A 26,962-nucleotide genomic window follows, 5' to 3' on the forward strand; every position below is an offset into this window, starting at 1 on the left:
GCACGATGGCGGGACCGCGTCGGACCAACATGAGTGAAAACCGCTTCCTGAGAACATCCAGGCGGAACTTGCTCCCCCTTGATGACTCAATCTTCGGCCACGCGTGGGGCACCGCACCATTGTCCTGTGGTCCTAGTACCTCCGGTCCAGACGTCCTAGACCGTTCCTAGGCACGGCCGTAGTCCTGGTCGTGATCTCTGCCCTGCTCGGCCCACACGGAGGCCAGGTCGATCCCCTCGAGGGTGTCGGCGAAGACCCGCCGCTCGGTCGGGATGACCGGGACGTGGTTCTCCACGACCAGCACGAGACAACCGGCCGCCTCGGCCGACTTGGCGCCGGTGTTCGAGTCCTCGATCGCCAGGCACTCCGCCGCGTCGAGGCCGAGCGCCGCCGCGGCCGTGAGGTACGGCTCCGGGTGCGGCTTGCCCTGCGCCACGCGGTCGCCGGTCACCACGACCCGGAACGTCTCGGGTGGCAGGTGCGCCAGGATCGGCGCGACGAAACGGTCGTACGACATGGTCACCAGCGCGCACGGGACGCCGGCCGCGCGAGTGCGCTCGACGAGGTCGACCGCGCCCGGACGCCACGGCACGTTCTCCTGCACCTTGCGCACGACCCCGTCGAGAAGCGCCTCGACGATGTCATCGACCGCGAGGTCGATGCCCATGTGCTCCTGGATGTACGCCGCCGACACGGTCAGCTCGTTGCCGACCAGGTTCAGCGCGTGCGCCTCGCTCCAGGTGCCGCCGTAGCGCTCCGCGAGCTCGAACTCCGTCGCGATCCAGTACGGCTCGGTGTCCACGAGCGTGCCGTCCATGTCCCACAGGACGGCCTTGGGCAGGGCGGACGGCTCAGTCATCGGGGTCGTAGCCCAGGTTGGGCGAGAGCCAGCGCTCGGCCTCGGCGAGGCTCCAGCCCTTGCGCTCGGCGTACGACGCGACCTGGTCGGGGCCGACGCGGCCGACGACGAAGTACTGGGCCTGCGGGTGCGAGAAGTACCAGCCGGACACCGCGGCGCCGGGCCACATCGCCATGCTCTCGGTGAGCTCGATCCCGGCGCTGTCCTGGACGTCGAGCAGCTCCCACAGGGTGCGCTTCTCGGTGTGCTCGGGACACGCGGGGTAGCCGGGCGCGGGGCGGATGCCGCGGTACTTCTCCGCGATCAGCGCCTGGTTGTCGAGCTCCTCGTCGGGCTGGTAGCCCCAGAACTCGGTGCGGACCCGCTGGTGGAGCCGCTCGGCGAACGCCTCGGCGAGCCGGTCGGCGAGCGCCTCGAGCATGATCGCCGAGTAGTCGTCGTTCTCCGCCTTGAACGCGAGGATCCGGTCCTCCGCGCCGAGACCGGCCGTGACCGCGAACGCCCCCACGTGGTCGCGGAGCCCGGTGTCGCGGGGCGCGACGTAGTCGGCCAGTGACCGGTTCGGTACGCCGTCGCGGTGCTCGCCCTGCTGGCGCAGGTGGTGGAGCGTCGTGAGGACGTCGGAGCGCGCGTCGTCGGCGTAGACCTCGATGTCGTCACCGACCGCGTTGGCCGGGAAGAACCCGAAGACCGCGTTCGCCGTCAGCCACTTCTCCTCGATGATCCGGTCGAGCATCCGCTGCGCGTCGTCGAACAGCGGGCGCGCGGCCTCGCTGGTGGCCGGGTTGTTGAGGATGTCGGGGAACTTGCCCTTCATCTCCCAGGCGTTGAAGAACGGCTGCCAGTCGATGTACTCGCGCAGCTCGGCCAGGTCGTAGCCCGAGAGCACGTGCGTGCCCGGCGACCGCGGCGCCGGCGGCGCGTAGCCGTCCCACTCGACCGGGGTCCGGTTGGCGCGCGCCTGCTCGAACGACAGCATCGGCCGGTCGTGCTTGGCGGCGTGCCGCTCGCGCAGCGAGTCGTAGTCGGCCTTGACCTCGGCGAGCAGCTTCGGCCGCTGCGCGTCGTTCAGCAGGGTGGCGAGCACCGGCACGGACCGGGAGGCGTCCTTCACCCAGACCACGGGTGCGTCGTACTTGCCGTCCACCTTCACCGCGGTGTGCGCACGCGAGGTGGTGGCACCGCCGATGAGCAGCGGGATCTCGAAGCCCTGGCGCTGCATCTCGGCGGCGACGTTCACCATCTCGTCGAGCGACGGGGTGATCAGGCCGGAGAGGCCGATCGCGTCCGCGCCGATCTCCTTGGCGGTGTCCAGGATCTTCTGCGCCGGCACCATCACACCGAGGTCGATGACCTCGAAGTTGTTGCACTGCAGCACGACGCCGACGATGTTCTTGCCGATGTCGTGGACGTCGCCCTTCACGGTCGCCATCACGATCGTGCCGTTGGTGTCCTTCGCAGTCGCCAGCTCGGGGTTGTCGACCTTCTCCTGCTCGATGAACGGGATCAGGTAGGCGACGGCCTTCTTCATCACGCGCGCGGACTTCACGACCTGCGGGAGGAACATCTTGCCGGCGCCGAACAGGTCGCCGACGACGTTCATGCCGTCCATCAGCGGGCCCTCGATGACCTCGATCGGGCGGCCGCCGCGGTCGGCGATCTCCTGGCGGAGCTCCTCGGTGTCGCTCTCGACGTGCGCGTCGATGCCCTTCACCAGCGCGTGCGTGATCCGCTCCCCGACGGGCAGTGAGCGCCACTCCTCGGCCGCCGCCTCGACGACCTCCCCGGCCTTGTTGTGCTCCTCCGCGATCTCGAGGAGCCGCTCGGCGGCGTCCGGCCGTCGGTTGAGGACGACGTCCTCGATCCGCTCGCGCAGCTCGGGCTCGACCTCGGTGTACGGGATCAGGGCGCCGGCGTTGACGATGCCCATGTCGAGGCCGGCCTCGATCGCGTGGAACAGGAACACCGCGTGGATCGCCTCGCGGACCGGGTTGTTGCCGCGGAACGAGAAGCTGACGTTCGAGATGCCGCCCGAGACCTTGGCGCCGGGCAGGTTCTGCTTGATCCAGCGGGTCGCCTCGATGAAGTCGCGGCCGTACGACGCGTGCTCCTCGATGCCGGTCGCGACCGCGAAGACGTTCGGGTCGAAGATGATGTCCTCGGGCGGGAAGCCGACCTCGTCGACGAGGATCCGGTAGGCCCGCTCGCAGATCGCGATGCGGCGGTCGAGGTTGTCGGCCTGGCCGTCCTCGTCGAACGCCATCACGACGGCGGCCGCGCCGTACTTGCGGCAGAGGCGGGCCTGCTCACGGAACTTGTCCTCGCCCTCCTTCATCGAGATGGAGTTGACGATCGGCTTGCCCTGGACGTTCTTCAGGCCAGCCTCGATGACCTCCCACTTCGAGGAGTCGACCATCACGGGCACGCGGGAGATGTCGGGCTCGCTGGCGACCAGCTTGAGGAAGCGGTCCATCGCGGCGACGCCGTCGATCATGCCCTCGTCCATGTTGACGTCGATGACCTGCGCGCCGTTCTCGACCTGCTGGGCCGCGACCGAGAGCGCGGTGTCGTAGTCGCCGGCCTTGATGAGGTTGCGGAACCGGGCCGAGCCGGTGATGTTCGTGCGCTCGCCGACGTTCACGAACAGGCTGTCCCCGTCGATCGTGAACGGCTCGAGGCCGGAGAGCCGCATCGCGGACGCGACCGCGGGGACGGTACGCCGCTCGGCGCCGTCGACGGCGCCGCGGATCGCGGCGATGTGCGCGGGCGTCGTGCCGCAGCAGCCACCGACCAGGTTCACGAAGCCGCTGTGGGCGAACTCCGCGACGATCGCAGCCGTCTCGTCGGGCGCCTCGTCGTACTCGCCGAACGCGTTCGGAAGGCCGGCGTTCGGGTAGCAGGACACGAACGTGTCGGCGACCCGCGAGAGCTCGGCGATGTAGGGCCGCATCTCCTTCGCGCCGAGCGCGCAGTTGAGGCCGACGAGCAGCGGTCGGACGTGCCGGACGGAGTCCCAGAACGCCTCGGTCACCTGGCCGGAGAGCGTGCGCCCCGAGGCGTCGGTGATGGTGCCGGAGATGATCACCGGCCAGCGCCGGCCGTACTCCTCGAACAGCGTCTCGACCGCGAAGATCGCGGCCTTGGCGTTCAGGGTGTCGAAGATCGTCTCGATGACGAGGAGGTCGGAGCCGCCGTCGACGAGGCCGCGCGCGGCTTCGAGGTACGCCGCGACCAGCTGGTCGTACGACACGTTGCGGGCGGCCGGGTCGTTGACGTCCGGCGAGATCGACGCGGTCCGCGTGGTCGGCCCGAGCGCGCCACCGACGTACCGCGGGTGCTCGGGGGTGCCGACCTCGTCGGCCGCACGACGGGCGAGCCGCGCGGCCTCGTAGTTGAGCTCGTAGGCGAGGTCCTGCATGCCGTAGTCGGCGAGGGAGACGGCGTTCGCGTTGAACGTGTTGGTCTCGATGATGTCGGCGCCGGCCTCGAGGTACTCACGGTGGATGCCGGCGATGATGTCGGGCTGCGTCAGCGTGAGCAGGTCGTTGTTGCCGATGAGGTCGCTCGGCCAGTCCTGGAACCGCTCACCCCGGTAGCCGGCCTCGTCGGGCCGGTCCCGCTGGATCGCGGTGCCCATCGCCCCATCGAGCACCATGATCCGTTCCTCCAGGGAACGGGTCAGCTCGTCGGTGAGGTCCGGGCGCAGGTCGGGCGAGGGGGACACGCGACTCCTCTCGAGGTCACCCCGGGTGGGCGACATGTCCAGCGTAGGAACCGCGTCCAATTGGTGGACGGGTTTCCCAGATCGTGACACCGAGCGTCTCAAGGGGAGAAATCCCAGCGCGCGACTAGGCTGCAGGAGTGATCGCGCTGGAGGACGTCCCGGACCTGGTGGAACCCGTCGTCATCGCGGCTTTCGAGGGCTGGAACGACGCCGCCGACGCCGCCAGCTCGGTCGTCGACCACCTGATCCGGGTGTGGAACGCGCGCACCGTCGGCGCGGTCGACCCCGAGGACTTCTACGACTTCCAGGTGAACCGCCCGATGGTCGGCACGGACGAGAACGGGCACCGCAAGATCACCTGGCCCAGCACCCAGATCGCGATCGCCTCTCCCCCGGACCTCGACCGCGACGTGATCCTCGTGCGCGGCATCGAGCCCAACATGCGCTGGCGCCAGTTCTGCGCCGAGCTGCTCGCGGCGTGTGACGACCTCGGTGGCGAGCTGGTGATCACGCTCGGCGCGCTGCTCGCCGACACCCCGCACACCCGGCCGATCCCGGTGACCGGCACCGCCACCGAGCCCGAGCTCGTCGACCGGTTGAAGCTGGAGCACTCGACGTACGAAGGCCCGACCGGCATCGTCGGCGTCTTCCAGGACGCGTGCTCGCTGCTGGACATCCCCGCGGTGTCGTACTGGGCGGCGGTCCCGCACTACGTCGCGCAGCCGCCGTGCCCGAAGGCGACGCTCGCGCTGATCGGCCAGCTCGAGGACCTCCTGCAGACCAGCATCCCGCTCGGCGACCTGCCCGAGGACGCCCGCGCCTGGGAGCGTGGCGTCGACGAGCTCGCCGAGGAGGACGAGGACGTCGCCGACTACGTCCGGGCGCTCGAGGAGACCCGCGACACCACCGACCTGCCGGAGGCGTCCGGCGAGGCGATCGCGCGCGAGTTCGAGCGGTACCTCAAGCGGCGGCAGGACGACGGCTGAGGCGGTCGTCCGCTGCGGGCTGAGGTCGCGGAATGGTCACCAACCGCAGATTTCGGGCCCCAGAACGTGCGGTTGGTGACCATTCCACGCACCGACCGCAACCACCCGGTTGACGTCAGTGGGCGATCCAGACCTTCAGCACGACGATCGCGGCCCCGATCGCGGCGACGCCGATGCCCCACCAGTGGGCACGCGCGGACGGCAGCTCGCCGTTGAGGTGAGCGACCAGCGCGCCCATGCTCGCGAGCCGGACCAGCACGACGCCGGCGGCGAGCAGCGTCCAGAGCGCGGTGCCGTGGGTGTCGAAGATCGGCGGGACGAGGAAGACCAGCGTCGGCACCGACCCCGAGGAGATGATCGGGAGCGCGTCGCGCAGCTCGTCCCGGTCTGACTCGTGCTCGAGGGCGCCGTGCCCGACCTGCTCGGCGACGAAGTGGGCGAAGACGTGCGCGATGTACGTCGTGACCGTGGTCGCGGCGACGGCGAGCGCGGCGAAGCCGGTCTCGATCATGTGCGGCGTGCACGTCGCGATCGCGGTCAGGACCAGGATGTTGCCGTAGACGTACGCCGAGATCCGCGTGCGGATCCGGATCGTCGACAACCCGACCGCTGCCTCGTCGACCCTCCGCGGGTGCCCGCGCACGCTGGATGTCCCGCTAGAGCGCGAGCCCGAGGGCGGCGTCGAGGACGGCGAGCATGGCCACCGCGGCCTCCGGGTCGCTGGTGTCGGCCAGACCGTTCGTGCCGAGCGTCGCGTCGACCCACGCGTCGACCGCGGCTACGGCGGTCGGGGCGTCCAGGTCGTTCGCCAGCGCAGCGAGGACCGCGTCGCGGACCGGCGCGGCCGGCGCCCCCGCGCCGAGCGCCACGGCCCGGCGCCAGCGGTCGAGGTCGTCCACGGCGTCGAAGAGCTCGGCGTCGGCGTACTCCCAGTCGGCGCGGTAGTGGTGGCGCAGGAGCGCGAGCCGGATCGCCATCGGGTCGACGTCGCTGTTGCGCAGCGCGGACACGAAGACCAGGTTGCCGCGCGACTTCGACATCTTCTCGCCGTCGTACCCGACCATCCCGCCGTGGCTGTAGACCTTCGCGAACGGCGTGCCGGGCTCGGCCACCTGTGCGTGGCCGGCGCACATCTCGTGGTGCGGGAACACCAGGTCGCTGCCGCCGCCCTGGACGTCGAACGCCCCGCCGAGGTGCTCCATCGCGATCGCGGCACACTCGATGTGCCAACCGGGGCGGCCGTTGCCCCACGGGCTCTCCCAGTACGGCTCGCCCTCGACGTGGCCGCGCCACACGATGCAGTCCAACGGGTCCTTCTTGCCCTCGCGGTCGGGGTCGCCGCCGCGCTCGGGGTAGATGTCGAGCATGTGCTCGCGCGTCCAGCCGGACTCGGCGCCGAACGCCGGGTCGGCGGTCACCGAGAAGTAGAGGTCGTTCTCGACCCGGTAGACCGATCCCGCGGCCTCGAGGCGCTGGATGAGTGCGATCACGAGCGGGATCGACTCGACCGCGCCGACGTAGTGCGCCGGCGGCAGCACCCGGAGCGCGGCCATGTCCTGACGGAACAGCTCGGTCTCGCGCTCGGCGAGCTCCACCCAGTCGACGTGGACCTTCTCGGCGCGCTCGAGCAGCGGGTCGTCGACGTCGGTGACGTTCTGCACGTAGGTGACGTCGTGGCCGGCGTTGCGCCAGGCACGGTTCAGGAGGTCGAAGGCGACGTACGTCGCGGCGTGCCCGAGGTGGGTCGCGTCGTACGGCGTGATCCCGCAGACGTACATCCGCGCCGGGCCGTCCGGGGACGTGGTGACCGGCCCACCGGAGGGGGTGTCGTGGAGCACCACGGCCGGCCCGGTCACGGGAAGGGTCGGGATCTCCGGGGAGGGCCAGGCTCGCATGGTCGAGAGCCTAGTAGGACGGTGTCGACGCGTCTCAGAACGGGGGCCACGGGATCGCCGGCCACTCGCCGCGCGGCGCGGGCATCTCGGCCCGCTCGGCCAGCCGGGAGCAGCGTCGGGCCAGCGCCTCGATCTCGGCGTCCGTGAGGTGCTGGGCCAGGGCGGCGCCGAGCTCGCCTCGCACCTCGGCGCCGATCGCGCGGACGACGGCCACCTCCTCGGTGCTCAGCGACTCCCCCAGCCAGCCCCACAGCACCGTGCGCAGCTTGTGGTCGGTGTGGAACGTGACGCCGTGGTCGACGCCGTAGCGGTGCCCGCCGGTCATCGCCAGCACGTGCCCGCCCTTGCGGTCGGCGTTGTTGATGACGATGTCGAGCACCGCCATCCGGCGCAGCGGTGCCGAGTCCTCGTGGATCAGCGACACCGGCCGGTCCTCGGCGTCGTACCCGTCGAACACGTGGCGCCAGCCGCCCGGCACCGCGCCCTCGGCGACCAGGGTGACCGCGACGTCCTCCTCGTCCGGCTCCTGCCAGCGCTGCACCATCCCCGGCCCGTGCGGCCCCGTGCGCAGCCAGGTCTCGGGCACGACGTCCCAGCCCGACGCCTCGGAGACGAGGTACGCCGCGCGCTCGCGGTCGGCCAGGGTGCCGTCGGGGAAGTCCCACAGCGGCCGCTCCCCCGCGACCGGCTTGTAGACGACCTGGAGGCCGTCGATCTCACCGATGAACGTCGCGTTGGAGGCCGGCATGATCCGGCCGTGGAGGACCAGCTCGCCCTCCACCAGGTCGACGGACGGGTCGGCGGTCACGGATCGCGGCGCCGGAAGCCGTTGGCCCGGACGCAGAGGTGGCCGTCGGGGTCGATGGGCCCGCCGCAGAACGGGCAGCTCGGCCGGCCGGCCTCGAGGACCTGCTCGGCCCGCTTGACGAAGGCCCGCGCAGGGCCGGCGGGCAGCCGGACCAGGAAGACCTCGTCGGGCTCCGGCTCCTGGAACTCCTCCTCGTCGAGCTGGTCCAGCTGCTCGGGGCTGATGACCGCCGCCTCGGTGTACGGGAACACCTCGATGACGACGCGCTCGTCGTCCGGGTCCCACGACAGGGTCATGGTGCCGGCGCGGAACTCCTCCTCGATGGGCTGCTCGAGCGGGTCGGCGTCGTCGAGCCCGAGCGGCGCGACCGCCGGGATCATCGCCTCGTTGCGCCCGCTGCTCATCACCTCGTCGAGCAGCTCGTCGATGCGCCCCGCGAGCGCCTGGACCTGCTCCTTCTCCAGCGCGACGCTGACCACCCGGGCGCCGGAGCGCGCCTGGAGGAAGAACGTGCGCTGTCCCGGTGGGCCGACCGTGCCCGTGACGAACCGCTCCGGGGGGTCGAATCCGTGGACGATGGGCATGTCCCTCACCCTAGGCCGTCACCGAAGGGCCGGCGCCACCGCCGACCACGGCGTCGGTCGAGGCGTCGGTCGAGGCGCGGCCGCGCTTCTTGGCGGGCGGAGGCGCCAGCCAGGACAGGTCGCCGGCGTGGGTGTTCGTGGCCAGGACGTAGGGACGGCTGGCCGTGTAGCGCACGATCGAGATCGAGGCCGGGTCGACGTTGAGCCGCTGGAACAGGTCGAGATGCATGCCGAGCGCGTCCGCGAGCAGCGACTTGATGATGTCGCCGTGGCTCACCGCGACCCAGACCGCTCCGGGACCGTGCTCGGCCTCGACGGCCGCGTCGCGGCGGCGTACGGCGGCGACCGCGCGGGCCTGCATCGCGGTCATCGACTCGCCGCCGGGGAACGTCGCGGCCGAGGGCTGAGCCTGCACCGTCGACCAGAGCTTCTCCTTGCCGAGCTCCTTGAGCGGCCGGCCCTGCCAGTCGCCGTAGTCGCACTCGGTGATCCCGCGGTCCGTGTCGATCGCGATCCGCTCGCCGCGCACCCGGGTGATCTCACGGGCGGTCTGCTTGCACCGCTCGAGGGGGCTGCTCACGACCGCCACGAGCGGCACGGGTGCGAGCCGCTCGCCCGCGCGGACCGCCTGGGCGAGGCCGGTGTCGTCGAGCTTCACGCCGGGGAGCCGGCCGGCGAGGGTGCCGGCGGCGTTGGCCGTGGTCCGGCCGTGTCGGACCAGGATCACGGTTGCCATGTCGTGGAGGGTACTGGCGTCCGTGGCAACCACTACCGTGAGCACGTGATCGTCGACAGCGCCATCTACCGGGACGGCTCGCGGGTGGAGGCGGACGGCGACTGCCGTGAGCTCCGGATCCGAGCCTGCGAGCCGGGCGACTTCGTCTGGGTCGGGCTCTCGGACCCGACGCAGGAGGAGATCGCCGAGGTCGCAGACGTCTTCGACCTGCACCCGCTCGCCGTCGAGGACGCGGTCAAGGCCCACCAGCGGCCCAAGCTCGAGCGGTACGAGCACATGTTCTTCCTGGTCCTCAAGACGCTCTGGTACGTCGACGAGCAGGACGCCGTCGAGACCGGTGAGATCTCGATCTTCGCCGGCCACGACTTCGTCGTCACCGTCCGCCACGGCCAGGGCAACGAGCTGCACAGCGCCCGCACCCAGCTGGAGTCGTCGCCGAAGGTGCTGCGGCACGGACCGGGCGGCGTCCTCTACTCCGTGCTGGACCGCGTCGTCGACGGCTACCTCGCGGTCGCCGACGAGCTCGTGATCGACGTCGACGAGATCGAGTCCTCGGTGTTCTCGACCGACCGGACCAACGACTCCGAGCGCATCTACACGCTCAAGCGTGAGATCGCCGAGGTACGCCGGGCGGTCCTCCCGCTGCGTGAGCCGCTGCAGCGGTTCGTCTCCGGGACCGTCGCCGGGGTGCACCAGGAAGCCGCGCCGTTCTTTCGCGACGTGGCGGACCACCTCGCCCGGGTCGCCGAGACGGTCGACTCGCTCGACGCCCTGCTGTCGACGGCGTTCGACGCCCATGTCGCGCAGATCTCGGTGCAGCAGAACAACGACATGCGCAAGATCTCCGCCGGCGCCGCGATCATCGTGGTGCCGACGCTGATCGCCGGGATCTACGGCATGAACTTCGACCACATGCCGGAGCTCGGCTGGACCTACGGCTACCCGTTCGCGCTGATCCTGATGGGCATCGTCGCGGGCGGCCTCTGGGCGTTCTTCAAGAAGTCGGGCTGGCTCTAGCCCCGAGGCTGCTACGCCGCGATGGCGCCGGTGGCGACGAGGACCAGGGTCCCGGCGCCGAGCGCGATCCGGTAGATCACGAACGGCGTGAACGAGTGCGTCGAGACGAAGCGCAGCAGCCACGCGATCGCGGCGTACCCGATGACGAAGGAGACGGCCGTGGCCACGATCGTCGGCCCCCAGCCGTAGAGGTTGTCGCCGTTCGGCACCTCCTTGAGCTCGAAGAGGCCGGCGCCGATGACGGCCGGGATCGCGAGCAGGAACGCGTAGCGAGTGGCGGTCTCGCGCTCGTAGCCGAGGAAGCGGCCCATCGAGAGGGTCGCGCCGGACCGGGAGACGCCCGGGATCAGCGCGCACGCCTGGGCGAGGCCCATCAGGACCGCGTCGCGCAGGGTGAGCTGCTTGAGGGTCTTCTCGGTGCGGCCGACCCGGTCGGCGATGCCGAGGACGATGCCGCCGACGATCAGCGTGACGCCGATGATCCAGAGGCTGCGGAAGTCCTCCTCGATGAAGTCCTTGAGCAGGATGCCGAGCACGACGATCGGCAGCGAGCCGACGATGATGAACCAGCCCATCCGGGCGTCGAGGTGGCCGCGGTACTCCGCGTGCCGCAGGGACTTCAGCCACATCGAGGCGATCCGCCAGATGTCCTTGCGGAAGTAGAGCAGCACCGCGAGCTCCGTGCCGATCTGGATGACCGCGGTGAACGCGGCGCCGGGGTCTCCCCAGCCGAACGTCTCGGGCAGGATCCGCAGGTGGGCGCTGCTGGAGATCGGTAGGAACTCGGTCAGGCCCTGGATGAGCCCGAGCACGACGGCCTGCAGGTAGTCCACCACGGTCGGTCACTCTACGGTCGGCCTCCCCGCGTGCCGCGAAGACCCGGCGTGGTGTCGCCGACTACCTTGTCGCCATGCAACAGCGGCGTGTCGGCAACACCGGCCTCACGGTGTCCCGCCTCGGTCTCGGCACGATGACGTGGGGGCGCGACACCGACGAGCACGAGGCACGAGACCAGCTGATCTCCTTCACGGAGGCCGGCGGCACGCTCCTCGACACCGCGGCCGGCTACGGCAACGGCGCGTCCGAGGAGCTGATCGGCACCCTGATCGGCGACGTCGTCGGTCGCGACGACATCGTGCTCGCGACCAAGGCCGGCATCAGCGCCGTACGCGGTGGTCGCTCGTACAACACCTCGCGCGGACACCTGCTCAGCACCCTGGACGCCTCGCTGCGCCGGCTCGGCGTCGACCACGTCGACCTGTGGCAGGTGCACATCTGGACCGACGAGACGCCGATCGAGGAGACGCTCGCGGCGCTCGACACCGCCGTGCAGAGCGGCCGGGTGTCGTACGTCGGGATCTCGAACTACACCGGCTGGCAGACCGCCCAGGCCGCCACGTGGCAGCGCGCCGTCCCCGGCCGGACGCCGCTGGCGTGCACGCAGGTGGAGTACTCGCTGCTGAACCGCGCCGTCGAGCACGAGGTGCTGCCCGCCGCGGACGCGCTCGGGCTCGGCGTGCTGCCGTGGTCGCCGCTCGGCCGGGGCGTGCTCACCGGGAAGTACCGCACCGGTACGCCGTCGGACTCGCGCGCTGCGTCCTCGCACTTCGCGAACTTCGTCAGCCCGTACCTCGACGACCGCGCCTCGGGCATCGTCGAGGCGGTCGCCCGGGCCGCGGACGGCCTCGGCTGGACCGCCCTCGAGGTCGCGCTGACGTGGGTGCGCGACCGCCCCGGCGTCACCGCGCCGATCCTCGGCGCCCGCACCGCCTCCCAGCTCAAGGCCGCGCTCGGGGTCGAGGAGCTGAGCCTGCCCGACGAGATCAACGCCGCCCTGGACGACGTCTCGGCCGACTGAAGGGAACCCTCGCGATGAGCCGTGCCACCCGCCGCCCTCCCGCCCCCGGCGTGGAGTGGGAGTTCGAGAAGGTGTCGTTCTCGCGCGAGTACCCGCGCAGCGTGGTCACGAAGCTGCTCGTCGAGCGCGCCGAGCACGGCGGCTGGGAGCTCGACCGGGTCCGGATCGGTCCCGACGGCACCCGGCGCGTGATCCTGCGGCGCAAGATCATCCGTCAGGCGCGGCCGAGCTTCTACTACGTCTAGCTGGCGGTCCCCGATGGTGCGGAATGGTCACCAACCGCAGATGGGGAGCGCGCACACCTGCGGTTTCTGACCATTCGTGGCCCCATGGTGGCCAGCGGTCGGAAGTCCGCCCGTTCTGGATGTCGGGCGGTGGGCCAGGCAGCGCCGTCCCGCCGAAGGGTCGCGGAATGGTCACCAACCGCACGCCGGAGGGCCCGAAATCTGCGGTTGGTGACCATTCCGCGCAACCAGCAACGCGCAACCAGCAGCCGTCAGACGTCGTCGAGGAACTTGTCGAACACCCTGGCGCCGAACTCCAGCGCGTCGACCGGGACCCGCTCGTCGACACCGTGGAACAGCGCCGTGAAGTCGAGGTCCGCGGGCAGGCGCAGCGGCGCGAAGCCGTAGGAGCGCATGCCGAGCTTGCGGAAGTGCTTGGCGTCGGTGCCGCCGCTCATCAGGTACGGCGCGACGATGCCGTCGGGGTCCTCGGCGAGGATCGCGCGGGTCATCGAGTCGACGAGCTCGCCGTCGTACGGCGTCTCCCAGGGCGGCTGCTTGGAGACGTACTCCATCTCGATGTCGTCCCCGACCAGCGTGGCGAGGGTCGCGAAGAACTCGTCCTCGTAGCCGGGCAGGAAGCGGCCGTCGACGTGGGCGGTCGCCTCCGTGGGGATCACGTTCACCTTGTAGCCGGCGCCGAGCATCGTCGGGTTGCAGGTGTTGCGGATGACAGCGCCCATCATCCGCGCGGCGCTGCCGAACTCGGTCACGAGCGCCTCGGCGTTCTCCGGCGTCGCCTCCTCGCCGGCCAGCTCGCCGACGGACGCCAGCAGGGTGCGCATCGTCGGCGTCAGCCGCACCGGCCAGTCGTACGCCCCGATCCGGGCGACCGCGGCGGCCAGGGTCGACACGGCGTTGTCGTCGTTGATCATCGAGCCGTGCCCGGCCCGGCCGCGTGCGGTCAGGCGGACCCAGGCCATGCCCTTCTCGGCGGCCTCGATGAGGTACATCCGGCGCCCGCGCACGGTCGCGCTGAAGCCGCCGACTTCCCCGACCGCCTCGGTGCAGCCCTCGATCTCCTCGGCGTGCTGCTCGACGATGACCTGGGCGCCCTTGTGCCCACCGGCCTCCTCGTCGGCGGTGAAGCACAGCGTGATCGGGCGCTCCGGCACCCGGCCCGTGCGCTGTCGGTCGCGTACGACGGACAGCAGCATCGCGTCGAAGTCCTTCATGTCGACCGCGCCGCGGCCCCAGACGTAGCCGTCCTGGACCTCACCGGAGAACGGATCGACCTGCCAGTCCTCGGCGGCGGCCGGTACGACGTCGAGGTGGCCGTGCAGCAACAGTCCGTCGCCCTCGCGTCCACCCCACTGCGCGACGACCGACGTCCGGCCCGGCTCGGACTCGTACAGCCGGGACTCGATGCCGACCTCGTCGAGCAAGGTGGCGACGTACTCGGCCGCCTTGCGCTCGCCGGGACCGTCCTGGTCGCCGTAGTTCGAGGTGTCGATGCGGATCAGCTCGCGACACAGCTCGACGACCTCGGCATCGGGGCGAGGATCCGGGCGGGGTTCCGTCATGTGCCCAGCATGGCACCGGATGCCAGGACCCCCTCCCGATGCGGAGGTTCGGCCCACCGTTTGCTAGTGTTCCACCGCACTCGTCCGGGTGGCGGAATTGGCAGACGCGCTAGCTTGAGGTGCTAGTGCCCGTATTAGGGCGTGGGGGTTCAAGTCCCCCCTCGGACACCGGAAACACGAAGAAGGCCCCCTCTCGAGGGGGCCTTTTCTCGTTGCCCGGCAGCTTGCTCAGTTCAGCGCGGTGAACAGGTCGTAGACCATGATCGCCGGCCAGACGAAGCCCTCGACGATCCCGAGCGCGTGCTCCCAGAACCCGTCGGCCTCCTGCCAGAAGTAGACCCAGGCGCCGAACAGGCCGAACCCGTAGATCGCCCCGCCGGCTGCCGCCCCGCTGTTCTCGGCCATGTCGCTCTCCCTCTCGAAAATCGATCGCCTCTCAGGCTCATGGTGGCGAGCGGGACGACCGATGATGACGACGACACGGGAAATGACACCGGTGTAATTAGTTGGCGACACGCCGAGGGAAATGTTTGACAATTTCTGTAACAACTATCCCACGAACGAACAATTGTCCCTAGACTCCCACCCGTGCCGCTGCGGAACCGACTTCTCGCGTCCCTCACCAGCGCCCTCTCGGGGCTCCTGGTCGTGGGGCTGCTGGCCATGACCCCGGCACCCGCGCAGGCGGCCGTCGCGGACGAGAAGCCGCGTCCCGGGAAGACCTACATCAAGCGCGAGCCGTCCGCGGTCTTCAAGCGCAGCTCCTACCTCTGCATGGGCTACTCCGCGTGCAAGGACGCGGGCTACGGCAACGCCGGCTACGCGCAGGTCAACGACAAGATGTACTGGCGGATGTACTCCGGCCACAACTGCACCAACTACGCGGCGTACCGCATGGTGCGCAGCGGGATGCCCAACGAGCGCCCGTGGTCCGGTGGCGGCAACGCGACGTACTGGGGCACCTCGATGGCGAGCATCACCGACGGCACCCCGCGCATCGGTGCGGTCGCCTGGTGGAAGGCCAACGTCGGCCCGGCCGGCTCCGCGGGCCACGTCGCGTACGTCGAGCAGGTCGTCTCCCCCGACGAGATCATCATCAGCCAGGACAGCTGGGGCGGCGACTTCTCCTGGGCGGTCGTCACCCGCAGCAGCGGCAACTGGCCGAGCGGGTTCGTCCACTTCAACGACAAGCCGCTCACCAACACCGAGGCCCCCGTGATCTCCGGCATCGCCAAGGTCGGCGCGGCGCTCACCGCGACGCCCGGGGCCTGGAAGCCGTCGACGGTCGCGATCTCCTACCAGTGGTACGCCGACGGTGCGGCCCTCAAGAAGGCCACCGGCGCGACCCTGAAGCTCAACCGTGCCCGCCTCGGCCAGAAGCTCACGGTGAAGACGACCGCGGCGCAGCTCGGGTACCCCACCCGCTCCGCGGTCTCCACGCCGACCGAGGCGGTCCTGCCCGGCCAGCTGCGCAACACCGTCGCCCCCACCATCTCCGGCAACCCGAAGGTCGACTCCACGCTGCAGCTCGACACCGGCACCTGGGTCCCGGACCCCACCCTCGACATCCAGTGGTACGCCGACGGCCAGGCGATCGACGGCGCCACCGGTTCCACGCTCGCGCTCGGTCCCGACCTCGTCTCCCGGGTGATCACCGCGGACGTGACCGCGCGCCGTCCGGGCTACGACGCCGTCACCGCCACCTCGGCCCCGACGGCCCCGGTCGCCCCGGGCACGTTCACGATCGTCACCGCGCCGCACCTGCTCGGCACCGCCGAGCTCAACGGTGTCCTGACCGTCGACCCCGGCGTCTACGCCCCGTCCGACGCGGACGTCGCCGTGGAGTGGCTGCGCAACGGCATCCCGGTCGCGACCGGCGCCGACTACCGGATCACGAACGTCGACCTCGGCTCCAAGATCTCCGCGCGGCTCACGCTGACCCGCCCGGGCTACACGGACTCGACGGTCACGACCCCGACCACCGCGCGGATCAAGACCGACCCCACGATCGACGTCCAGACCGTGGCCAAGCGCCACCGCCTGCGCGTGGTCGTGAAGGTCACCGCCCTCGGCCTCGACGAGGTCACCGGGCCGGTCGTGATCCGCTACGGCGGCAACGTCCAGACCGTGGAGCTCACCAAGGGTCGGGCCCGGGTCACGCTGGTCGGGCTGACCGAGGGCGTCCGCACGCTGACGGTCCGGTACGACGGCACTGACGCGGTCAACCGCGGGGTCTACACCCGCCAGGTGCGGATCGGCTGAGGCCACACCGGCCGCAGCCCGGGGTGGCCCCGCGGGCAGCCCCCGTCACGCCTCCGGGTGGTACCCGCAGGCGTCCTCGGCCTTCACCGCCGTACCCGGGTCGTCCTTGGGGCCGCCCTGCTTCGGGCCGAGCGCCTTGGCGACCACCGACTGCATCCAGGTGAAGTCCGGGTCGCCGGAGTAGAACTTGTCGGAGCTGACGAAGGCGATCGACTTCATCTTCTTCTCCTTCACCTTCAGCGCGAGGTCGACGAAGGCGGGCATCAGCTTGCGCGGGATGTCGGTGCGGAGGATCTCCTCGCCCGCCTTCGCGAGGTCCTCGTAGCGGCGCAGCACGTTCAGCGGGTCGGCCTCGTCGACGATCGCGTTGACCATGCAGCGCTGCCGCAGCATCCGCTCGTAGTCGTCGGAGCCCCAGCGCCCGCGGGAGTACCAGAGCGCGTGGAAGCCGTCGAGGTGCTGGTCGGGGCCGGGCTCGAGGTAGCCGGTCGGCGGGATGTTGAGGTCGGTGTTGCCGTTGATCGCGACCGGCTCGTTGATGTTGACCGTGACCCCGCCGATCGCGTCGACGAGCTGCTGGAAGCCCATCAGGTTGATCAGCAGGTAGTAGTCGACGTTCGTCCCGAGGCTGCCGGCAACCGCCTGCTTGATCGCATCGGCGCCCTCGTTCTCGGACTTGCCGAGGATGCTCGGGTACAGCTCCGGCACGGTCTTGTAGACGGCGTTCAGCATCCAGGTGCCCGGGTCGCCCTCGCCGCTGAAGCCGTAGGGGAAGACGTCGTGCAGCGGGCTGTCCTCGGGGAACTGCGCGTTCATCATGTTGCGCGGCAGGCTGAACATCACCGACTTGCCGGTCTGGGTGTCCATGCTGAGCAGGATCATGCTGTCGGTGCGGATGCCGCTGCGCCCGACTCCCCCGTCACCACCGAGCAGGAGCACGTTCACCCGGTCGCGCCCGGCCCAGGGATCCTCCTCGGTGACTCCGTCCGGGGTGGTCTGGGTCTGCTCGTCGTCGAAGACGGTGGCGACGAAGTCGGCCTGAGTGGTCGAGATCCGCACGCTCTTCACGGCCGGGACGGCGACGAGGATGCAGAGCAGCGTCACCACGAGCACGCCGAGGGACTTCTCGAGCCGGTTCATGCCGGGCGGCCGGGCCATGGCGTACGTCGTGACGACCGTGAACGCCCAGACGACGTAGGCGACGCCGAGGACGACCGCGGTCACGCGCAGCCACGCCGGGTCGAACGCGAGCTGGGCGGCGTGGTGCACGTCGGTGAAGTAGTACGCCGCGAGCCCGACCGAGGCGACGAACGGCAGCAGCACCAGCCAGCCGAGCCGGCGCCGGGTCCAGAGGTAGCCCGCTCCGGGCAGGACCGCGCCGAGCACGGTCACCCAGAGGGCGCCGGCCAGGGTCTTCGCGCGACGGAACGCGCGCGGAGGCTTGATCGCGCGGTGCTTCGGGCGCGCCGAAGGCGCGTCTGTCCGCACCGATGTCGACATTGCGCACCCTCCCCGCCGATATCGCGGGTGAGGCTACCCGGACTCAGGCGGGAACGGTGACTTCCGGCGCGTACGCCGTCCCGCGTGCCGCGCGGGTCCAGAGGGTCCCGTCGCCGGCGGTCGGGCCCTCCGCCGCCAGCTCCCGCTTGAGCACCTTGTTGGTCGCGGTGCTGGGCAGGTCCGGTGCGAGCCGGACGAAGCGCGGCCACGCCTTGGCCGACAGGTCGGGCTGGGCGGCGAGGAACTCCTCGAGCTCGGCCGGGGTCAGCGTGGCGTCGTCCTGGAGCACGATCGCGGCCATCACCTGGTCGCCGACGTTCTCGTCCGGCACGGCGTAGACCGCGACCCGGTTGACGGCGGGCAGCCGCTGGAGGACCCGCTCGATCGGCGCGGCGGCGAGGTTCTCGCCGTCCACCCGCATCCAGTCGGCGGTCCGGCCCGCGAGGTAGATCCAGCCGTCGGCGTCGCGGTAGGCGAGGTCGCCCGACCAGTACATGCCGTGGCGCATCCGCTCGTCGTTCGCGTCCTGGTCGTTGTAGTAGCCGTTGAAGTACCCGGCGCCCTGGGTGTTGACCAGCTCCCCCACCGCCTGGTCGGCGTTCGCGAGCGCGCCGTTCTCGTCGAACTCCGCGACCGCGCACTCGGTGACGGTCTCGGAGTCGTAGATCGCGACGCCGTCGAAGCCCTTGCCGATCGAGCCCTTCGGCGTGCCCGGCTCGCGGGTGATGATCACCGCGAGCTCGGTCGAGCCGAAGCCGTCCCACACGTCGCAGGCGAAGCGCCGGCTGAACTCGTCGATGTCGCGGTCGCTCGCCTCGTTGCCGAAGGCGACGCGGAGCGTGTTGTCGGCGTCGTCGGGCTGCTCGGGCGTTGCCAGCACGTAGGCCAGCGGCTTGCCGACGTAGTTCATGTACGTGACGCCGTACCTCCGCACGTCGGCGAGGAAGCCGGACGCGCTGAACTTCGCCGGCACGATCGTCGAGCCGCCGCAGACCGCCGGGCTCCAGCCGGCGACCACGGCGTTCGAGTGGAACAGCGGCATCGCGACGTAGCAGACGTCGTCGGCGCCGAGCCCGAACCGCCCCTGGAGGTTGAGGCCCGAGAACAGCACCATCAGGTGGTTCACCTGGACCGCCTTCGGGTCCCCGCTCGTGCCCGAGGTGAAGATCATCATGAAGGTGTCCATCGCCTCGACCTCGCGGTACGGCGTCAGCTCGCCCGCACCGGCCACCAGGTCGGCCCACTCCTCGGTCGAGGTGTCGAGGATCCGCACGCCGTCCAGGTCGAGGCCGTCGAGCAGCGGCCGGTGCTCGGCGTCGGTCACCAGGAGCTGGCACTCCGCCCGCCGGATGTCCTTGAGCAGCCCCTCGCCGCGTCGGGTGTTGTTGATCCCGCACAGGGTGTAGCCACCGAGGGCCGCCGCGGCCATGGCGCGCAGCATGTCCGGCGTGTTCCCGAGCAGGGTGCCGACGTGCATCGGCCGGTCGGCCTCGGCCAGGCCGATCAGCGCCGCCGCGACCGCCGAGGACTCGGCGACGTGCTCGCGCCAGGTCCAGCTGCGATCGCCGTACCGGACTCCGGTGTTGTCGTCCTCCGCGCGCTCGCGCAGCAGCTGCTGGACGGTCTCGGCCACGTCACCCTCCCTCGTAGTTGACGCGTGTCAACCTACGACATTTCTAGAACGTGTTCCAGTAGGACGCTCGGTCATACTGGTCGCGTGCCAGTGACTCGCGGCTTCCTGGGCCGGCGCCGAACCGCCCGCCCCGACCGGCTGCCGCCCGGTCAGTACGACGCCGGCAGCGCGTGGCCGACGCTCACCGCGGAGGCGACGCCCCGCCTGGACCTCGACGCGTGGCGGATGACCGTCGACGGCGCGGTCGAGAGCCGGCAGGAGTGGACGTGGTCCGACGTCCAGGCCATGCCGGGCTCGTCGTACGTCGGCGACATCCACTGCGTGACCACGTGGTCGAAGTTCGACATGACGTTCACCGGGGTCAGCGTGGACACGCTGCTCGAGGCCGCCCGGCCGACCGCGGCGGCGCGGTTCGTGATGGCGCACTCGACCACCGGCTACACGACGAACCTCCCGCTCGAGGACGTCACCGGCGGCAAGGCGTGGGTCGTCTGGTCGGTCGACGGCAAGCCGCTCCCGACCGGGCACGGTGGCCCGGTCCGGCTGCTGGTGCCCCACCTCTACTTCTGGAAGTCGGCCAAGTGGATCACCCGGCTCGAGCTGATGGCGCGGGACCGGCCGGGCTTCTGGGAGCAGAACGGCTACCACGACCGCGGCGACCCCTGGCTCGAGCAGCGCTATCAGGGAGATCCGTAAGTGGCGGCGCCCGCCGGTGACTGGACGACCGGCACGATCATCGAGCTCGACCACCCCACCGACCGCCTGGTCCGCCTGCGTCTTCACGTCGACGACCGTGTCGACCACCTTCCGGGCCAGCACTACGTGGTCCGGCTGCGTGCGCCCGACGGCTACACCGCCCAGCGGTCGTACTCCATCGCCTCCGACCCCGACGACCCGCTGCTCGAGCTGATGGTCGAGTGCCTGCCCGGCGGCGAGGTCTCGGGATTCCTGCACGACGTCGCCGAGGTCGGTGACGTGCTGGAGCTGCGTGGCCCGATCGGCGGCTGGTTCGTGTGGGAGGGCGACCTGCCCGCGGTGGCCGTCGCCGGTGGCTCCGGCGTCGTCCCGCTGGTGGCGATGGCTCGCTACGCCCGGCGGCTCGGCCTGCAGGACAAGCTGCGCATCGTCGTGGTGGCGCGGACGTGGGACGACCTCCCCTACGCCGCCGAGCTGCAGCGGTACGGCGCGTTCATCGCGCTCACCCGCGAGAACGTCGCCCTCGAGAACGGGCAGAGCCGGGTCGCGGCGCCGCCGTACCCCGACGAGATGAAGGCGTACGTCGCCGGCGCGGAGCGCGCCTACGTGTGCGGTTCGGTCGGCTTCGCGTCGTTCGCGACGCGGCTGCTCGAGGACGCCGGCGTCGACACGGACGCCATCAGGGTGGAGCAGTTCGGCGAGACGGGCTGACCTACCCCTAGGATCGCGACATGCTCATCCTGGGAATCATCCTGTTCGGCATGGTCATCGGTGCCGGCGCTCAGCTCATCCTCGGCAAGGGCGGCCAGGGCATCGACTGGACGCTCGCGATCGTGGCGGGCCTGGTCGGGTCGTTCGTCGGCGGTCTGCTCATCAGCCTGCTGAGCGGCGACGGCCTGGACCTCCGCGCGAGCGGGATCATCGGCTCCCTCGTCGGCGCCATCGTCGTCACGCTCGGCTGGCGCTGGTACGCCGGCCGCTCGAAGGCAGTGTGAGCTCGGACTACGGTCACTTCGACGTCGGGTTCGTCACCGGGGCGACCCCGGACAAGTGGGCGCGCATCTGGCGTGAGCGCTTCGCGCGCGACCCGCTCGAGCTGGTCCCCCTCACCGAGGCGGAGCAGGAGGACGGCATCCGCGACGGCCGCCTGGACATGGCGCTGGTGCGACTCCCGATCGACCGGGACGGACTGCACTGCATCCCGCTGTACGACGAGCTCCCCGTCGCGGTGATGGGCGTCGAGCACCTGCTCACGCTCACGGAGGAGGTCACGCTCGCGGACCTCGCGGACGAGCAGCTCGTGCTCCCGCACCGGTCGGGCTGGACCCCGGAGGCCGAGCAGCTCGCGTGGCCGGAGATGTCGGTCCCGGACGCGGTCGAGGTGGTCGCCTCCGGCACCGGGGTCGTGATCGTGCCCATGTCCGTCGCCCGGCTCCACCACCGCAAGGACGTGACCCACCGCGTCGTCACCGACCTCGAGCCGACGAAGATCGGCCTGGCCTGGCGCATCGACAACGAGGATCCCTGGGTGCAGCGGTTCATCGGGATCGTGCGCGGCCGCTCGGAGCGCAGCTCGCGCGGGTGAGGCTGCTCACGGGGTAGCCGACCGCGAGGGCGGGTAGGCGGTCCGGGTGACCAGCCTGCACCGCCCACCGACGTCCGACCCCATCCCCCACCCCGCTCTCGACGTCCCTGTCGAGGAGGCCAGCCCGGAGCGTCCCGGGCTGGACACGCTCGTCTTCGGGGTGACCGCGGCGATCGCGGTCGCGTTCCTCGCCTGGGGATTCATCAGCACCGCGAGCCTCGCGGACGCGTCGAGCACTGCGCTGACCTGGGTGATGGAGGACATGGGGTGGCTGTTCGTCACGACCGCCAGCGCGTTCGTGGTGTTCGTGATCTGGCTGGCCGCCAGCAGGTTCGGCAACATCCCGTTGGGGCGCGACGACGAGGACCCGGAGTTCCGCACCGTGTCCTGGGTCGCGATGATGTTCAGCGCGGGGATGGGCATCGGCCTGATGTTCTACGGCGTCAGCGAGCCGATCAGTCACTTCGTCACCCCGCCCCCGGGCACGGGTGAGGAGGGCGACCCGGCGGCCGTCCAGAACGCGATGGCCACCACGCTCTTCCACTGGACCCTGCACCCGTGGGCGATCTACGCCGTCGTCGGCCTGGCGATCGCGTACGGCGTCTACCGGAAGGGCCGGCTGCAGCTGATCTCGGCCGCGTTCGAGCCGCTGATCGGCGAGCACGCCAAGGGCGGCTGGGGCAAGGTCATCGACATGCTGGCGATCTTCGCCACGCTGTTCGGCTCCGCCGCCTCGTTGGGCCTGGGGGCGCTGCAGATCAGCAGCGGTCTCGAGATCGTCGGTGGGGTCGGCGACGTCGGCAACGGCGTGCTCGTCGGCATCATCGCCGTCCTGACCGTGGCGTTCATCCTGTCCGCCGTCACCGGGGTCGCGAAGGGCATCCAGTACCTGTCGAACATCAACATGGTCCTGGCGGTCGCCCTGGCCGTCTTCCTCTTCGTGGTCGGGCCGACCGTGTTCATGCTCAACCTCGTCCCGACGTCCATCGGCAGCTACGTCGACGACCTGCCGATGATGGCCGCGCGCACGGGCGCCGAGGGTCAGGAGACCAGCGACTGGCTCCAGACGTGGACCGTCTTCTACTGGGCGTGGTGGATCTCCTGGACGCCGTTCGTCGGCATGTTCATCGCCCGCATCTCGCGCGGTCGGACGATCCGCCAGTTCGTGACCGGCGTCCTGCTGGTTCCCAGCCTGGTGAGCCTGGTCTGGTTCTGCATCTTCGGTGGCGCCGCCATCAACCTCCAGCAGACGGGCCGCGACATCGCGGGCGCCGGCGACGGTGCGGTCGAGTCGCAGCTGTTCACCACGCTCGAGGCCTACCCGTGGGCGACGCTCACGAGCGTGCTCGTGATGGTCCTGGTCGGCATCTTCTTCGTCTCCGGCGCCGATGCCGCGTCGATCGTGATGGGCACGCTCTCGGAGCGAGGCACCCAGCACCCGTCCCGCCCGACTGTCATCTTCTGGGGCGTCGCGACCGGTGCCGTGGCAGCGGTCATGCTGCTGGTCGGAGGGGACGATGCACTCACCGGCCTCCAGAACATCACGATCGTCGCGGCCCTGCCGTTCGTGCTGGTGATGATCGGGCTCGCGGTCGCGCTCGTGAAGGACCTGCGGACCGACCCGCTCATGGTCCGGCGGAAGTACGCCGAGGAGGCGGTCGTGCAGGCGGTCGTCACGGGCGTCACGGCCCATGGCGACGACTTCGTCATCGCCGTCGACCACGACCCGGAGAACTCCGCCGACTGGTCAGTGACCTCGTCGAGCGACCGCGGGGCGGGTGAGTCCCCCAGCTGACCGGGTCTCGACACGCCGGTCGCGTCCCCGCTACCAGCTCTGGGACAGCGGACGACCCTCGTTGAAGCCCGCGGTGCTCTGGACGCCGACGACCGCGCGCTCGTGCAGGTCGTCGAGCGAGCGGGCGCCGGCGTACGTGCACGCCGAACGGACGCCCGAGCAGATCTGGTCGATGAGGTCCTCGACGCCCGGGCGAGCCGGGTCGAGGTACATCCGCGACGAGGAGATGCCCTCCTCGTACAGACCCTTGCGGGCGCGGTCGTACGCCGACTCGGCGCTGGTCCGGTTCGCGACCGCGCGAGCGGAGGCCATGCCGAACGACACCTTGTAGGCGCGGCCGTCGGCGTCGAGCATCAGGTCGCCGGGCGACTCGTGCGTGCCGGCGAACCACGAGCCGATCATCACCGCGGAGGCGCCGGCGGCCAGCGCGAGCGCGACGTCGCGCGGGTGGCGGACTCCCCCGTCGGCCCACACGTGCTTGCCCAGGGACGCGGCGGCCTCGGCGCACTCGAGGACGGCGGAGAACTGCGGGCGGCCGACTCCGGTCATCATCCGCGTCGTGCACATGGCGCCGGGACCGACACCGACCTTGACGATGTCCGCGCCGGCCTCGATCAGCGCGCGGGTGCCCTCGGCCGAGACGACGTTGCCGGCCGCGACCGGGACCTGCGGGTCGAGGCCGCGGACGGCGCCGAGCGCCTCGATCATCCGAGCCTGGTCGCCGTGCGCCGTGTCGACCACCAGGCAGTCGACGCCGGCGTCGAGCAGCTCCTTGGCGCGCATGCCGACCTCGCCGTTCACGCCGACGGCGGCCGCGATCCGCAGGCCACCGTTCGCGTCGACGGCCGGGGCGTAGAGCGTGGCGCGCAGCGCGCCGGTGCGGGTGAGCACGCCGACCAGGGCGCCGTCACCGTCCACGGCCACCGCGAGCTGTTCGTGCGCGCGGTCGAGCGCGTCGAAGGCCTCGCGCGGGTTGGCGTCGTCGGCCAGCAGCACGGCCGGCGGGCGCATCACGTGCTGGACCTGCGCGAACCGGTCGACCTCGACGCAGTCGGCCTCGGAGACCACGCCGATCGGGCGGCCCTCGGCGACCACGACCGCGGCCCGGTGGGCGCGCTTGGGGATCAGCGAGAGCGCCTCGGCGACGGTCTGGTGGGGGCTCAGCTCGATGGGGGTGTCGAAGACGAGGTGCCGCGACTTCACGAACCGCACGACCTCGGCGACCACCGACGTCGGGATGTCCTGCGGGATCACGGTCAGGCCGCCGCGGCGGGCGATGGTCTCGGCCATCCGCTTGCCGGCGATCGCGGTCATGTTCGCGACGACGAGCGGGATCGTGGCCCCGGTGCCGTCGGTGCTGGCCAGGTCGACGTCGTACCTGCTGGCGACCTCGGAGTGCCGAGGCACCATGAAGACGTCGTCGTACGTGAGGTCGTGGGCCGGGACGGTGTCGTTGAGGAACTGCACGTCGTGCGAGTCTACGTCTTGTGTCCGACACAGCGTTCGTTCGTCCCGGGGTCCCTGCCGAGCTGGCGGACGCGGTCCGCGCGGGGTTCGTGGAGGCGTACGGCGCTCAGCCGACGGTGATCGGCCGCGCCCCGGGCCGGGTGAACCTGATCGGCGAGCACACCGACTACAACCGCGGCCTGGTCCTGCCGCTGGCGCTCCCCCACGCGACGTACGCCGCGGTGGCGCCGCGGACCGACGGCCGGGTACGGATCGCGAGCGCCGAGGAGCAGTCGGACTGGAGTGGCACGGTGGACGCCCTCGGCCCCGGCCACGTCGAAGGATGGGCGACGTACGTCGCCGGCGTCCTGTGGGCGATGCGCGAGGACGGCTTCGACGTGCCGGGCATGGACGTCCTCGTCCACGGCACCGTGCCGTACGGCGCCGGCCTCTCGAGCTCGGCCGCCCTGGAGTGCTCGGTCGCGGTCGCGACGTGCGGGGTGCTCGGCGTCGAGGCCACTGCGGAGGTCCGCCGACGTCTGATCGACGCGTGCATCCGCGCCGAGACCGAGGTCGCCGGCGCGCCGACCGGCGGCATGGACCAGACGATCTCGCTGCTGGCCACCGCGGGCGCCGCGCTGCTCATCGACTTCGACGACCACAGCAGCCGCGAGGTGCCGCTGGTGCTGGAGCCCGCCGGGCTGGCGCTGCTGGTCACCGACACCCGGGTGTCGCACGCGCTGGTCGACGGCGGGTACGCCGCGCGACGGGCCGACTGCGAGACGGCGGCGGCCGAGCTCGGGCTGACGTCCTTGCGCCAGGCGACCCTGGCCGACCTCGACCGGCTGAGCGATGAGCGGGTTCGCCGCCGGGCGAAGCACGTGGTCACCGAGAACGACCGGGTGACCGCAGCCGGAGAGGCGCTCGCGGCCGGCGACTGGGCGGCCGTCGGCACGCTGATGCGCGACTCCCACGTCTCGATGCGCGACGACTTCGAGATCTCATGCGACGAGCTCGACGTCGCGGTGACCACCGCGGTCGAGGCCGGGGCGATCGGGGCCCGGATGACCGGCGGTGGGTTCGGCGGCTCCGCGATCGCGCTGGTGCCGCTCGACCGCCTCGACGCCGTCGTCCAGGCGATCGACCTCGCGTTCGCGGGTGCCGCCTTCCGCGCGCCGCAGCACCTGCTGGCCGAGCCGGGTCCGGCCGCAGGACTGGCCACGTAGCTCCGCGGTGCCCTGATCGCTGCCGCGTGCTTGAATCGACGACAGGACCGCACGAGCCAACGAAGGGATCCCCGTGACCGAGAAGAGCCCGTTGCAGAAGATCCAGGACACCGTCATCGACACGGTGAAGGGCGTGGTCAAGGACCCGGCCGGCGCTGCGGGCAAGGCTGCCGAGCAGGCCAAGGGGGCGCTCGCTCTCGGGAAGATGGTCGCCGGGTCGGTGGCGAAGACGGCGACGGACAGGGTCTCGGGTGCGTCGAGCCGGAAGCCTGCGCCGGTGGTCACTCCCCCTCGTGAGGTGCCGGCCGCGGAGCCCGAGAAGACCGCCGACGTGACGCCGATCGACGTGGCCCGCGTGGTCGCGAAGAAGGCACCCGCCAAGAAGGCGCCGGCGAAGAAGGCTCCGGCCAGGAAGGCGCCCGCGAAGAAGGCCACCACTCCGAGCGCCAAGCTCCCGGCCAAGAAGGCGCCCGCGAAGAAGGCTCCGGCCAAGAAGACGCCCGCCAAGAAGGCGACGCCCAAGCCCGAGCAGGGCTGAGCGTCCA

Annotated in this window: 25 protein-coding genes and 1 tRNA gene; 13 read left to right on the forward strand and 13 right to left on the reverse strand. The window is 70.9% G+C overall.

Features of this window, described 5'->3' with window-relative positions; genetic code table 11:
- Positions 1-166: 166 nt before the first annotated feature.
- The gene (locus tag MJ604_RS07250; RefSeq protein ID WP_243057650.1) at positions 167-859 is read right to left on the reverse strand and encodes an HAD family phosphatase; all 693 of its coding nucleotides are present in this window, start codon (positions 857-859) and stop codon (positions 167-169) included.
- The gene (gene metH / locus MJ604_RS07255; protein ID WP_279235594.1) at positions 852-4,565 is read right to left on the reverse strand and encodes a methionine synthase; all 3,714 of its coding nucleotides are present in this window, start codon (positions 4,563-4,565) and stop codon (positions 852-854) included. Before metH ends, MJ604_RS07250 begins: the two co-directional genes overlap by 8 nt.
- A gap of 155 nt (positions 4,566-4,720) precedes the next feature.
- Between metH and MJ604_RS07260 the strand changes: the two genes are divergently transcribed.
- On the forward strand, positions 4,721-5,569 hold the full coding sequence (locus MJ604_RS07260) for a PAC2 family protein (RefSeq protein ID WP_243057651.1): 849 nt from the start codon (positions 4,721-4,723) through the stop codon (positions 5,567-5,569).
- A 115-nt stretch (positions 5,570-5,684) separates the two neighbouring features.
- Here MJ604_RS07260 and MJ604_RS07265 read toward each other — a convergent pair whose 3' ends face one another.
- From MJ604_RS07265 to MJ604_RS07285, 5 genes are read right to left on the reverse strand one after another with little or no spacing between them, the layout of a single operon-like run.
- Positions 5,685-6,212: a hypothetical protein gene (locus MJ604_RS07265; RefSeq protein ID WP_243057652.1), complete on the reverse strand. Its 528-nt coding sequence runs from the start codon at positions 6,210-6,212 to the stop codon at positions 5,685-5,687.
- A gap of 13 nt (positions 6,213-6,225) precedes the next feature.
- Entirely contained in the window at positions 6,226-7,464 is a 1,239-nt protein-coding gene (mshC, locus tag MJ604_RS07270) for a cysteine--1-D-myo-inosityl 2-amino-2-deoxy-alpha-D-glucopyranoside ligase (RefSeq protein ID WP_243057653.1), read from the reverse strand.
- A gap of 34 nt (positions 7,465-7,498) precedes the next feature.
- Positions 7,499-8,272, reverse strand: a complete 774-nt coding sequence (locus tag MJ604_RS07275) for an SCO1664 family protein (protein ID WP_308194117.1) — start codon at positions 8,270-8,272, stop codon at positions 7,499-7,501.
- Positions 8,269-8,856: a DUF3090 domain-containing protein gene (locus MJ604_RS07280; RefSeq protein ID WP_243057654.1), complete on the reverse strand. Its 588-nt coding sequence runs from the start codon at positions 8,854-8,856 to the stop codon at positions 8,269-8,271. Before MJ604_RS07280 ends, MJ604_RS07275 begins: the two co-directional genes overlap by 4 nt.
- A gap of 10 nt (positions 8,857-8,866) precedes the next feature.
- Complete coding sequence (locus MJ604_RS07285) at positions 8,867-9,592, reverse strand: histidine phosphatase family protein (protein ID WP_243057655.1); 726 nt, start codon at positions 9,590-9,592, stop codon at positions 8,867-8,869.
- Between the two features lie 45 nt (positions 9,593-9,637).
- Between MJ604_RS07285 and corA the strand changes: the two genes are divergently transcribed.
- Positions 9,638-10,609, forward strand: a complete 972-nt coding sequence (gene corA, locus MJ604_RS07290) for a magnesium/cobalt transporter CorA (protein WP_243057656.1) — start codon at positions 9,638-9,640, stop codon at positions 10,607-10,609.
- A gap of 11 nt (positions 10,610-10,620) precedes the next feature.
- On the opposite strand, the gene MJ604_RS07295 is transcribed toward corA, so the two are convergent.
- The gene (locus MJ604_RS07295; RefSeq protein ID WP_243057657.1) at positions 10,621-11,445 is read right to left on the reverse strand and encodes an undecaprenyl-diphosphate phosphatase; all 825 of its coding nucleotides are present in this window, start codon (positions 11,443-11,445) and stop codon (positions 10,621-10,623) included.
- Positions 11,446-11,519: 74 nt separating this feature from the next.
- On the opposite strand from MJ604_RS07295, the gene MJ604_RS07300 reads away from it, so the two are divergent.
- Both MJ604_RS07300 and MJ604_RS07305 read left to right on the forward strand, forming a co-directional pair.
- A complete protein-coding gene (locus MJ604_RS07300) occupies positions 11,520-12,467 on the forward strand; it encodes an aldo/keto reductase (RefSeq protein ID WP_243057658.1) in 948 nt (315 codons plus the stop codon).
- A 14-nt stretch (positions 12,468-12,481) separates the two neighbouring features.
- On the forward strand, positions 12,482-12,712 hold the full coding sequence (locus MJ604_RS07305; RefSeq protein WP_243057659.1) for a DUF5703 family protein: 231 nt from the start codon (positions 12,482-12,484) through the stop codon (positions 12,710-12,712).
- A 251-nt stretch (positions 12,713-12,963) separates the two neighbouring features.
- Here MJ604_RS07305 and MJ604_RS07310 read toward each other — a convergent pair whose 3' ends face one another.
- Positions 12,964-14,274: a M20/M25/M40 family metallo-hydrolase gene (locus MJ604_RS07310; protein WP_243057660.1), complete on the reverse strand. Its 1,311-nt coding sequence runs from the start codon at positions 14,272-14,274 to the stop codon at positions 12,964-12,966.
- An 82-nt stretch (positions 14,275-14,356) separates the two neighbouring features.
- Here MJ604_RS07310 and MJ604_RS07315 point away from each other — a divergent pair.
- A tRNA-Leu gene (locus tag MJ604_RS07315) sits at positions 14,357-14,442 on the forward strand.
- A 60-nt stretch (positions 14,443-14,502) separates the two neighbouring features.
- On the opposite strand, the gene MJ604_RS07320 is transcribed toward MJ604_RS07315, so the two are convergent.
- Entirely contained in the window at positions 14,503-14,679 is a 177-nt protein-coding gene (locus MJ604_RS07320) for a hypothetical protein (protein WP_243057661.1), read from the reverse strand.
- 183 nt (positions 14,680-14,862) lie between these two features.
- On the opposite strand from MJ604_RS07320, the gene MJ604_RS07325 reads away from it, so the two are divergent.
- On the forward strand, positions 14,863-16,536 hold the full coding sequence (locus tag MJ604_RS07325; RefSeq protein ID WP_243057662.1) for a CHAP domain-containing protein: 1,674 nt from the start codon (positions 14,863-14,865) through the stop codon (positions 16,534-16,536).
- Between the two features lie 45 nt (positions 16,537-16,581).
- On the opposite strand, the gene MJ604_RS07330 is transcribed toward MJ604_RS07325, so the two are convergent.
- Together MJ604_RS07330 and fadD1 are read right to left on the reverse strand one after the other, a co-directional pair.
- A complete protein-coding gene (locus tag MJ604_RS07330; RefSeq protein ID WP_243057663.1) occupies positions 16,582-18,036 on the reverse strand; it encodes an LCP family protein in 1,455 nt (484 codons plus the stop codon).
- 43 nt (positions 18,037-18,079) lie between these two features.
- Entirely contained in the window at positions 18,080-19,669 is a 1,590-nt protein-coding gene (fadD1, locus tag MJ604_RS07335; RefSeq protein ID WP_243057664.1) for a fatty-acid--CoA ligase FadD1, read from the reverse strand.
- 84 nt (positions 19,670-19,753) lie between these two features.
- Here fadD1 and MJ604_RS07340 point away from each other — a divergent pair, with 84 nt between their 5' ends.
- The 5 genes from MJ604_RS07340 to MJ604_RS07360 are packed head-to-tail and all read left to right on the forward strand — an operon-like array spanning position 19,754 to position 23,745.
- Complete coding sequence (locus MJ604_RS07340; RefSeq protein WP_243057665.1) at positions 19,754-20,365, forward strand: sulfite oxidase-like oxidoreductase; 612 nt, start codon at positions 19,754-19,756, stop codon at positions 20,363-20,365.
- Positions 20,366-21,076, forward strand: a complete 711-nt coding sequence (locus MJ604_RS07345; RefSeq protein WP_243057666.1) for an FAD-binding oxidoreductase — start codon at positions 20,366-20,368, stop codon at positions 21,074-21,076. It begins immediately after the preceding gene.
- A gap of 20 nt (positions 21,077-21,096) precedes the next feature.
- On the forward strand, positions 21,097-21,360 hold the full coding sequence (locus MJ604_RS07350) for a GlsB/YeaQ/YmgE family stress response membrane protein (RefSeq protein WP_243057667.1): 264 nt from the start codon (positions 21,097-21,099) through the stop codon (positions 21,358-21,360).
- Positions 21,357-21,950 carry a LysR family substrate-binding domain-containing protein gene (locus MJ604_RS07355; RefSeq protein ID WP_243057668.1) on the forward strand — a complete coding sequence of 198 codons (594 nt, stop codon included), beginning with the start codon at positions 21,357-21,359 and terminating at the stop codon, positions 21,948-21,950. Before MJ604_RS07350 ends, MJ604_RS07355 begins: the two co-directional genes overlap by 4 nt.
- A 46-nt stretch (positions 21,951-21,996) precedes the next feature.
- Positions 21,997-23,745, forward strand: coding sequence for a BCCT family transporter (locus tag MJ604_RS07360; protein WP_243057669.1), 1,749 nt, complete (start codon positions 21,997-21,999; stop codon positions 23,743-23,745).
- 30 nt (positions 23,746-23,775) lie between these two features.
- Here the strand turns inward: MJ604_RS07360 and MJ604_RS07365 are convergent, their stop codons facing one another.
- Positions 23,776-25,212 carry a GuaB1 family IMP dehydrogenase-related protein gene (locus MJ604_RS07365; RefSeq protein WP_243057670.1) on the reverse strand — a complete coding sequence of 479 codons (1,437 nt, stop codon included), beginning with the start codon at positions 25,210-25,212 and terminating at the stop codon, positions 23,776-23,778.
- Positions 25,213-25,232: 20 nt separating this feature from the next.
- On the opposite strand from MJ604_RS07365, the gene galK reads away from it, so the two are divergent.
- Positions 25,233-26,417 (forward strand): galactokinase, encoded by a 1,185-nt coding sequence (galK, locus tag MJ604_RS07370; protein ID WP_243057671.1) that lies wholly within the window; start codon positions 25,233-25,235, stop codon positions 26,415-26,417.
- A gap of 73 nt (positions 26,418-26,490) precedes the next feature.
- Complete coding sequence (locus MJ604_RS07375) at positions 26,491-26,955, forward strand: hypothetical protein (RefSeq protein WP_243057672.1); 465 nt, start codon at positions 26,491-26,493, stop codon at positions 26,953-26,955.
- Positions 26,956-26,962 lie beyond the last annotated feature (7 nt).

Origin of the sequence: Nocardioides sp. SR21 (assembly GCF_022761125.1) — a bacterium.
In the GTDB taxonomy this organism is placed as follows: Bacteria; Actinomycetota; Actinomycetes; order Propionibacteriales; family Nocardioidaceae; genus Nocardioides.

Bases quoted from the DNA above. Each gene is read 5' to 3' on its own strand.
- MJ604_RS07330 (WP_243057663.1), bottom strand. From the start codon at position 18,036: ATGTCGACATCGGTGCGGACAGACGCGCCTTCGGCGCGCCCGAAGCAC.
- MJ604_RS07250 (WP_243057650.1), bottom strand. From the start codon at position 859: ATGACTGAGCCGTCCGCCCTGCCCAAGGCCGTCCTGTGGGACATGGAC.
- MJ604_RS07280 (WP_243057654.1), bottom strand. From the start codon at position 8,856: ATGCCCATCGTCCACGGATTCGACCCCCCGGAGCGGTTCGTCACGGGC.
- MJ604_RS07285 (WP_243057655.1), bottom strand. From the start codon at position 9,592: ATGGCAACCGTGATCCTGGTCCGACACGGCCGGACCACGGCCAACGCC.
- MJ604_RS07320 (WP_243057661.1), bottom strand. From the start codon at position 14,679: ATGGCCGAGAACAGCGGGGCGGCAGCCGGCGGGGCGATCTACGGGTTC.
- MJ604_RS07350 (WP_243057667.1), top strand. From the start codon at position 21,097: ATGCTCATCCTGGGAATCATCCTGTTCGGCATGGTCATCGGTGCCGGC.
- MJ604_RS07300 (WP_243057658.1), top strand. From the start codon at position 11,520: ATGCAACAGCGGCGTGTCGGCAACACCGGCCTCACGGTGTCCCGCCTC.
- MJ604_RS07305 (WP_243057659.1), top strand. From the start codon at position 12,482: ATGAGCCGTGCCACCCGCCGCCCTCCCGCCCCCGGCGTGGAGTGGGAG.
- MJ604_RS07310 (WP_243057660.1), bottom strand. From the start codon at position 14,274: ATGACGGAACCCCGCCCGGATCCTCGCCCCGATGCCGAGGTCGTCGAG.
- mshC (WP_243057653.1), bottom strand. From the start codon at position 7,464: ATGCGAGCCTGGCCCTCCCCGGAGATCCCGACCCTTCCCGTGACCGGG.